This window comes from Streptococcus sp. (genome assembly GCF_019414905.1).
In the GTDB taxonomy this organism is placed as follows: Bacteria; Bacillota; Bacilli; order Lactobacillales; family Streptococcaceae; genus Streptococcus.
In genome coordinates, this window is the sequence record NZ_DXLC01000106.1 from 1 (window position 1) to 7247 (window position 7247).

The 7247-nt window shown below is 42.8% G+C and carries 7 protein-coding genes, 2 pseudogenes and 1 riboswitch; of the genes and pseudogenes, 7 read left to right on the plus strand and 2 right to left on the minus strand.

What is annotated here, in order from left to right; genetic code table 11:
- Positions 1 to 3 precede the first annotated feature (3 nt).
- Genes tenA through thiE form a run of 4 tightly spaced genes read left to right on the plus strand, consistent with a single transcriptional unit; the run spans position 4 to position 2630 of the window.
- The gene (tenA, locus tag QZ359_RS03170; protein ID WP_293959387.1) at positions 4 to 672 is read left to right on the plus strand and encodes a thiaminase II; all 669 of its coding nucleotides are present in this window, start codon (positions 4 to 6) and stop codon (positions 670 to 672) included.
- Between the two features lie 5 nt (positions 673 to 677).
- Positions 678 to 1202 (plus strand): energy coupling factor transporter S component ThiW, encoded by a 525-nt coding sequence (thiW, locus tag QZ359_RS03175; RefSeq protein WP_050236841.1) that lies wholly within the window; start codon positions 678 to 680, stop codon positions 1200 to 1202.
- A complete protein-coding gene (locus QZ359_RS03180; RefSeq protein WP_293959371.1) occupies positions 1202 to 2005 on the plus strand; it encodes a hydroxyethylthiazole kinase in 804 nt (267 codons plus the stop codon). Before thiW ends, QZ359_RS03180 begins: the two co-directional genes overlap by 1 nt.
- On the plus strand, positions 1998 to 2630 hold the full coding sequence (gene thiE, locus QZ359_RS03185) for a thiamine phosphate synthase (RefSeq protein WP_293959373.1): 633 nt from the start codon (positions 1998 to 2000) through the stop codon (positions 2628 to 2630). The genes QZ359_RS03180 and thiE overlap by 8 nt, the downstream gene beginning before the upstream one ends.
- A gap of 148 nt (positions 2631 to 2778) precedes the next feature.
- On the opposite strand, the gene thiD is transcribed toward thiE, so the two are convergent.
- Entirely contained in the window at positions 2779 to 3570 is a 792-nt protein-coding gene (gene thiD, locus QZ359_RS03190) for a bifunctional hydroxymethylpyrimidine kinase/phosphomethylpyrimidine kinase (RefSeq protein WP_293959376.1), read from the minus strand.
- 83 nt (positions 3571 to 3653) lie between these two features.
- Positions 3654 to 3751: riboswitch (TPP riboswitch) on the minus strand.
- Positions 3752 to 3934: 183 nt separating this feature from the next.
- On the opposite strand from thiD, the gene QZ359_RS03195 reads away from it, so the two are divergent.
- The 3 genes and pseudogenes from QZ359_RS03195 to QZ359_RS03205 form a co-directional block, all read left to right on the plus strand.
- Entirely contained in the window at positions 3935 to 4330 is a 396-nt protein-coding gene (locus tag QZ359_RS03195; protein ID WP_153209053.1) for a CopY/TcrY family copper transport repressor, read from the plus strand.
- Positions 4331 to 4340: 10 nt separating this feature from the next.
- The gene (locus QZ359_RS03200; protein ID WP_000935061.1) at positions 4341 to 4712 is read left to right on the plus strand and encodes a cupredoxin domain-containing protein; all 372 of its coding nucleotides are present in this window, start codon (positions 4341 to 4343) and stop codon (positions 4710 to 4712) included.
- Positions 4713 to 4721: 9 nt separating this feature from the next.
- Positions 4722 to 6893 (plus strand): annotated as a pseudogene (locus tag QZ359_RS03205) (heavy metal translocating P-type ATPase); the annotation flags it as partial.
- 2 nt (positions 6894 to 6895) lie between these two features.
- Here the strand turns inward: QZ359_RS03205 and QZ359_RS03210 are convergent.
- A pseudogene (locus QZ359_RS03210) lies at positions 6896 to 7247 on the minus strand (HAD-IC family P-type ATPase); the annotation flags it as partial.

The following is a 7247-nucleotide window of genomic DNA, read 5'->3' on the forward strand; positions in this document are numbered from 1 at the left end:
GATGTGTATAAGAGACAGGAAGCTTGGCAGGCTTCCTTTCATCATCCCTTTATTTTACAATTACAAGAGGGGAATTTAGAACCTGGCATTTTCCGCTATTACCTGATTCAGGATGCCTACTATCTGAAGGCCTTCTCAGAAGCCTATCACCTCTTGGCTGATAAGACTTCAAACCAAGAGATGAAAAGACTCTTGAAACAAAATGCTCAGAGTCTAGTGGAGGGTGAATTATTTATCCGCCAACAATTTTTCAAGGAATTGGGAATCAGCGACCAGGAAATGGAGCAACATCCAATCGCTCCAACTTGTTATCATTATGTTTCGCATATTTATCGGCAATTTGAAGAAGCAAATCTAGCCATTGCTTTTGCAAGTTTGCTGCCTTGTCCTTGGTTATACCATGATATAGGCAAATCACTTAATCTTAAACCATCACCAAATCCTCTCTATCAACAATGGATTGAGACTTATATTACGGATGAGTTAGAGCAGCAGATCAGAGAGGAGGGAGCGCTGGTCAATCAGCTCTATCGAGAAAGTGACGAGACAGACAAGAAAAAAATGCTAGATGCCTTCCACATCAGTGTTCATATGGAAGCTAAGTTTTGGGAAATGGCCTACCAACACGAGACATGGAAGAGCGATTTACAGTCTTTAGAAAAAGGAGAATAATAAACATGAGAAAGCACCAATTACAAGTTCATAAATTAACCATTTTATCCATGATGATTGCCCTTGATGTAGTCCTTACTCCTATCTTTCGGATTGAGGGAATGGCACCGATGTCCAGTGTAGTCAATATTCTAGCAGGAATCATGATGGGACCTGTTTATGCCTTGGCTATGGCTACAGTAACAGCTTTTATCCGTATGACGACTCAAGGGATTCCGCCTTTAGCTCTTACAGGAGCGACTTTTGGAGCCCTTCTTGCAGGTCTCTTTTATAAGTACGGTCGAAAATTTTACTTTTCTGCCTTGGGAGAAATTTTGGGAACAGGTATTATTGGTTCTATTGTTTCCTATCCTGTTATGGTACTCTTTACAGGATCAGCTGCAAAGCTTAGCTGGTTTATCTATACTCCTCGATTTTTCGGAGCAACCTTAATCGGTACAGCGATTTCCTTTATTGCCTTTCGATTTTTAATCAAGCAGGAATTCTTTAAAAAAGTGCAGGGATATTTCTTTGCTGAAAGGATAGACTGATGCTGGAATTATCAAATCCTTTTCCTTTGGAAACGACTTCCCTCATTCACTGCATTACCAATGAGATTTCTTGTGAGATGCTGGCAAATGGGATTTTGGCTCTGGGATGTAAACCTGTCATGGCAGATGATCCCCGTGAGGTTCTTGATTTTACTAAGCAAAGCCAGGCACTCTTCATCAATTTGGGGCATTTGTCTGTTGAGAAGGAAAAAGCAATCCGCATGGCAGCTTCGTATGCAAACCAATCTTCTCTCCCGATGGTAGTAGATGCGGTTGGCGTAACAGCGTCGCCCATTCGTAAGGGACTAGTCAGAGACCTTTTAGACTATAGCCCTACGGTACTTAAAGGAAACATGTCGGAAATTCGAAGTCTTGTTGGCTTAAAACACCACGGAGTTGGGGTCGATGCGAGTGCTAAAGATCAAGAAACTGAGGATTTGCTTCAAGTTTTGAAAGACTGGTGTCAGACCTATCCAGGTATATCATTCTTAGTCACAGGCCCTAAGGACCTCATCGTGTCGAAGAATCAAGTTGCTGTATTGGAGAATGGCTGTGCAGAATTAGACTGGATAACAGGGACAGGAGACTTGGTTGGAGCCTTAACAGCCGTTTTTCTCAGCCAAGGAAAGACTGCCTTTGAAGCATCTTGCTTGGCAGTATCTTATCTCAATATCTCTGCTGAGAAAATAGTTGTTCAAGGAATAGGATTGGAAGAATTTCGTTACCAAGTACTCAATCAGCTTTCGCTCCTCAAAAGAGATGAAAACTGGCTAGATGCTATCAAAGGAGAGGTTTATGAATAGAGAGGCGCTTAGACTGTATCTGGTAACCAACCGCTACCAAGATTCCGCGGAAAGCTTTCTTGAAAAGGTTGAGATGACTTGCCGTTCAGGGGTTACCATAGTCCAATTACGAGAAAAAAATCTTACAACCAATCAATATTATCAACTGGCAAAAAAAGTCAAGGAAATAACAGATACCTATCAGGTACCCTTGATAATCGATGATCGGTTGGATATCTGTCTTGCAGTCGATGCTGCTGGTCTGCATATTGGCGACGATGAACTACCAGTTTCGGTTGCCCGCCAAGTATTGGGACCTGACAAAATACTCGGTGTTACGGCTAAAACTGTAAAAAGGGCCCTTGAGGCAGAAGAAGGGGGAGCAGATTACTTGGGGACAGGAGCCATTTTCCCGACTACGACCAAGGAAAATGCGCCTATTACCCTGATTTCAACCTTGAAAACAATTTGCCAAAGGGTCGCCATTCCTGTAGTTGCTATCGGAGGCTTGACTTCAGAGAACATTGACCAACTTATCGGCACGGGTATAGCTGGTGTAGCTGTAGTGCGTGATTTGATGCAGGCAGAAGATATAGAGGCAAAAACACAAGCTTTTTTAACAAAGCTAGATGACATTATTTCCTAATTAATACTCAATGAAAATCAAAAAGTAAACTAGGAAGCTAGTCGCAGGTTGCTCAAAGCACAGCTTTGAGGTTGCAGATAAAGCTGACGTAGTTTGAAGAAGTATAAAAACTCTCTAATTCCCTTAAAGCGGGAACTAGAGAGTTTTTTTAATCTTTAAAACTTGTATGGTTGACTGGGCCAGAACCATGACCGAGTTGAGGGGCGTCTTGGATGGCTTTCGTGATAAAGGCCTTGGCCTTATCAACTGCCTGATAAAGGCTTTTTCCCTTGGCTAGTTCAGCAGTAATCACTGCAGCAAAGGTACATCCAGTACCATGTGTATGACAGGTTTGAATTCGTGGACTTTCCCAGACAAATTGGTCATCCTTGGTAAAGAGGAAATCCTTGGCACCGCCTTCGAGATGGCCTCCTTTGATGACAACAGACTGAGGACCAAATTCTTTTAAAATCAGGCGACCGGCACGCTGCATGTCTTCAGGATCATGGATTGAAAAACCAACAATTTCTTCCGCCTCAGGAAGATTGGGAGTGATAATACTTGCAAGGGGAAGCAGGTTTGTTTTTAGGTAGCTTCTGGCACTGGTATCAATCAGGGTGTCTCCGCTCGTAGCGACCATAACAGGGTCAAGGACGTATGGACATTCAAGGTTCTTTAAGTAGGGTTGGATAATTTCCATGATTTCTGTTGTCGCTAACATTCCAGTTTTCACAGCCTGTGGCTTGATATCCGAAAAGACACTCTCCAATTGGGCTTTCAACATTTGAGGAGAAACGTGCTCGATTAATTGAACGCCTCTGGTATTTTGAGCGACAAGACTGGTCACAACGGCCATTCCATAGACATCTCTAGCTTGGAACGACTTTAAATCAGCCATAATGCCAGCACCACCACTAGGGTCAGTCCCTGCAATGGTCAAAGCAACGGGTAAATAAGTCATCTAAAACCTCCCAACCAACTGAAGTTTGTATTCTTAAGAACAAGCTAGTCTGTTTTAGAAAGGCAATAGAAGACTGCTAGTCCCCATTATCATTTCCACTTCCATCAGCTAGCATTACCTAGATTGAGTCAAAGGGTCTAATAGTCGTTAATCTCAGCTTTACGCACCCCTAGTGGTTGTTTTCTTTTTTCTTTAGTATAGCATATTTTTATAGTTTATATAGTAAGATTTGACTGAAAATCCTTTATCAAATGATTAAAATTCAATTTTTCAAAGAAAAGATTGATTTCATAGTTGACAAATGTAGATTTTAAGAGTATACTGATAATTGTAATTGACAAATGTAGATTTTGGAGGTGTGCTAATGCAGATTTCAGATGCAGAATGGCAGGTCATGAAGATTATTTGGATGCAAGGAGAGCAGACTAGTACGGATTTAATCAGGGTTCTGGCGGAGCGGTTCGACTGGTCCAAGTCAACCATTCAAACTCTTTTGGCTCGTTTGGTTGAGAAAGAGTGTCTGACAAGGAAAAAAGAAGGTAAGTCCTTTGTTTATTCGGCGCTTTTAACTCTAGACCAAAGCCGAGACTTGCTTGTCCAAGATATCAAGGACAAGGTTTGTTCCCGTAGGATTAAGAACTTGTTGGCTGATTTGATTGCTGAATGTGATTTTACTAAGGCTGACTTGGAAGACTTGGAAGCTGTGATTTCTGAGAAGAAATCAAGCGCTGTAACAGAAGTAAGATGTAATTGTATGTAAAGGAGACGTCATGTTAAATAGCATTGTAACCATTATTTGTATTGCCCTTATCGCGTTTATCTTGTTTTGGTTTTTCAAAAAGCCTGAAAAATCTGGACAAAAGGCCCAGCAAAAAAACGGCTACCAAGAGATTCGAGTGGAGGTCATGGGGGGCTATACGCCTGAGTTGATTATCCTCAAGAAATCAGTGCCAGCACGCATTGTCTTTGACCGCAAGGACCCTTCACCCTGTCTGGACCAAATTGTTTTTCCAGATTTTGGTGTACATGCGGACCTGCCTATGGGCGAAGAGTATGTAGTGGAAATCACGCCTGAGCAGGCTGGAGAGTATGGTTTCTCTTGTGGCATGAATATGATGCACGGCAAGATGATTGTAGAATAGGAGAATGATATGACTGAAATTGTAAAAGCAAGTCTTGAAAATGGTGTTCAAAAAATCCGTATCACGGCAGACAAAGGCTATCATCCAGCCCATATCCAGCTTCAAAAGGGAATTCCAGCTGAGATTACCTTTCATCGAGCAACTCCTTCAAACTGTTATAAGGAAATTCTGTTTGAAGAAGAAGGCATCTTGGAACCAATCGGCGTAGATGAGGAGAAAGTCATTCGATTTACACCTCAAGAATTAGGTCAACATGAATTTTCGTGTGGCATGAAGATGCAAAAGGGGAGTTATACTGTAGTTGAGAAGACTCGAAAATCTCTATCACTTTTACAGCGTTTTTGGATTACTAGTATCTTTACTGTGCCTCTTGTGATCCTCATGATTGGGATGTCGACAGGAGGAATTAGTCACCAAGTCATGCGTTGGGGCACCTTTTTAGCCACAACACCGATTATGCTAGTAGCAGGTGGTCCTTATATCCAAAGTGCTTGGGCTAGTTTTAAAAAGCACAATGCCAACATGGATACCTTGGTTGCTCTGGGAACCCTAGTGGCCTATTTCTATAGCTTAGTTGCCCTCTTCGCTGGTCTCCCCGTTTACTTTGAAAGTGCTGCCTTTATCTTCTTCTTCGTTCTTATGGGAGCCGTTTTTGAGGAGAAAATGCGGAAAAATACTTCCCAAGCTGTGGAGAAATTACTTGACTTGCAGGCTAAAACTGCAGAAGTCTTGCGTGAGGATAACTATGTTCAAGTCCCTTTGGAGCAAGTCAAGGTAGGTGACCTGATTCGAGTGCGTCCCGGTGAAAAGATTGCGGTTGATGGTTTCGTAGTAGAAGGTATCTCTAGTATTGATGAGTCTATGGTGACAGGTGAGAGCCTGCCAGTGGACAAAACGGTTGGAGATACGGTCATTGGCTCCACCATCAATAATAGTGGAACTCTTGTTTTTAGAGCAGAAAAAGTTGGTTCAGAGACTGTTTTGGCTCAGATTGTGGATTTTGTGAAGAAAGCTCAGACAAGTCGTGCGCCGATTCAGGACTTGACGGATAAAATTTCAGGCATTTTTGTCCCAGCAGTTGTCATTTTAGGGATTGTGACCTTTTGGGTTTGGTTCGTCTTGCTCAGGGATAGTGTGGTCGTGCTTGGAGCCAGTTTTGTGTCCTCTCTTCTCTACGGAGTGGCGGTTTTGATTATCGCCTGCCCTTGTGCCTTGGGGCTTGCAACACCAACAGCCCTCATGGTGGGAACAGGCCGCAGTGCCAAGATGGGGGTTCTTCTCAAAAATGGAACAGTCCTACAGGAAATCCAGAAAGTTCAAACTATCGTCTTTGATAAGACCGGGACTTTGACGGAAGGAAAACCAGTGGTCACAGATATCATTGGCGACGAGTCAGAAGTGCTTGGATTGGCAGCATCCTTGGAAGAAGCTTCTCAACACCCACTGGCTGAGGCCATTGTCAAGCGAGCTAGTGAGGTTGGACTTGAGTTTCAAACTGTTGAAAATTTCCAAGCCCTACACGGAAAAGGTGTTTCAGGACAAATCAATGGGAAACAAGTTCTTCTTGGAAATGTTAAAATGCTGGATGGTATGACCATTTCTAGCACCTATCAGGAAAAACTAGAAGAACTGGAAAAAGAAGCTAAGACAGTTGTATTCTTGGCTGTTGACAATGAAATCAAAGGCTTACTTGCTTTGCAAGATATTCCTAAGGAAAATGCTAAGCAAGCCATCAGTCAGTTGAAAAAGCGTGGTCTTAAAACAGTCATGCTGACAGGGGATAATGCCGGTGTGGCGCGTGCTATTGCCGATCAGATCGGAATTGAAGAGGTCATTGCAGGTGTCTTGCCAGAAGAAAAAGCCCATGAAATCCATAAACTACAAGCGACTGGCAAGGTAGCATTTGTTGGGGACGGTATCAATGACGCTCCGGCCCTCAGTGTAGCGGATGTGGGAATTGCTATGGGAGCTGGAACAGATATTGCCATCGAGTCAGCAGATTTGGTGTTGACAACCAATAATCTCTTAGGTGTGGTGCGTGCATTTGACATGAGTAAGAAAACCTTTAATCGAATTCTGCTCAATCTTTTCTGGGCCTTTATCTACAATCTCATCGGTATTCCAGTTGCAGCAGGAGTCTTTTCAGGGCTTGGTTTGGTACTCAATCCAGAACTTGCAGGATTCTTACTCATGTCAAAAGCACGCGCCAATCCTAGTAAATTGTTGGTTGTAAGGACAAGGTCTGCGGATTCAATAGCAATATCTGTTCCAGAACCCATAGCAATTCCGACATCAGCTACACTGAGGGCTGGCGCATCATTAATGCCATCTCCGACAAAGGCCAATTTGCCATTCTTTTGAAGCTTGTGAATTTCATGTGCCTTTTCCTCTGGCAAGACATTTGCGATTACTTCTTCGATACCAATTTGTTCTGCAATCGCATGGGCTACTCCAGCATTATCTCCAGTAAGCATGACCGTTCTAAGACCACGTTTTTTCAATTTAGCAATAGCTTCTTTGGCATTTTCCTTAGGG

What these genes read in the sequence shown, in the direction of transcription:
- thiE (WP_293959373.1), top strand. Translation starts at nt 1,998, where the DNA reads ATGAATAGAGAGGCGCTTAGACTGTATCTGGTAACCAACCGCTACCAA.
- QZ359_RS03200 (WP_000935061.1), top strand. Translation starts at nt 4,341, where the DNA reads ATGTTAAATAGCATTGTAACCATTATTTGTATTGCCCTTATCGCGTTT.
- thiW (WP_050236841.1), top strand. Translation starts at nt 678, where the DNA reads ATGAGAAAGCACCAATTACAAGTTCATAAATTAACCATTTTATCCATG.
- QZ359_RS03195 (WP_153209053.1), top strand. Translation starts at nt 3,935, where the DNA reads ATGCAGATTTCAGATGCAGAATGGCAGGTCATGAAGATTATTTGGATG.
- QZ359_RS03180 (WP_293959371.1), top strand. Translation starts at nt 1,202, where the DNA reads ATGCTGGAATTATCAAATCCTTTTCCTTTGGAAACGACTTCCCTCATT.
- thiD (WP_293959376.1), bottom strand. Translation starts at nt 3,570, where the DNA reads ATGACTTATTTACCCGTTGCTTTGACCATTGCAGGGACTGACCCTAGT.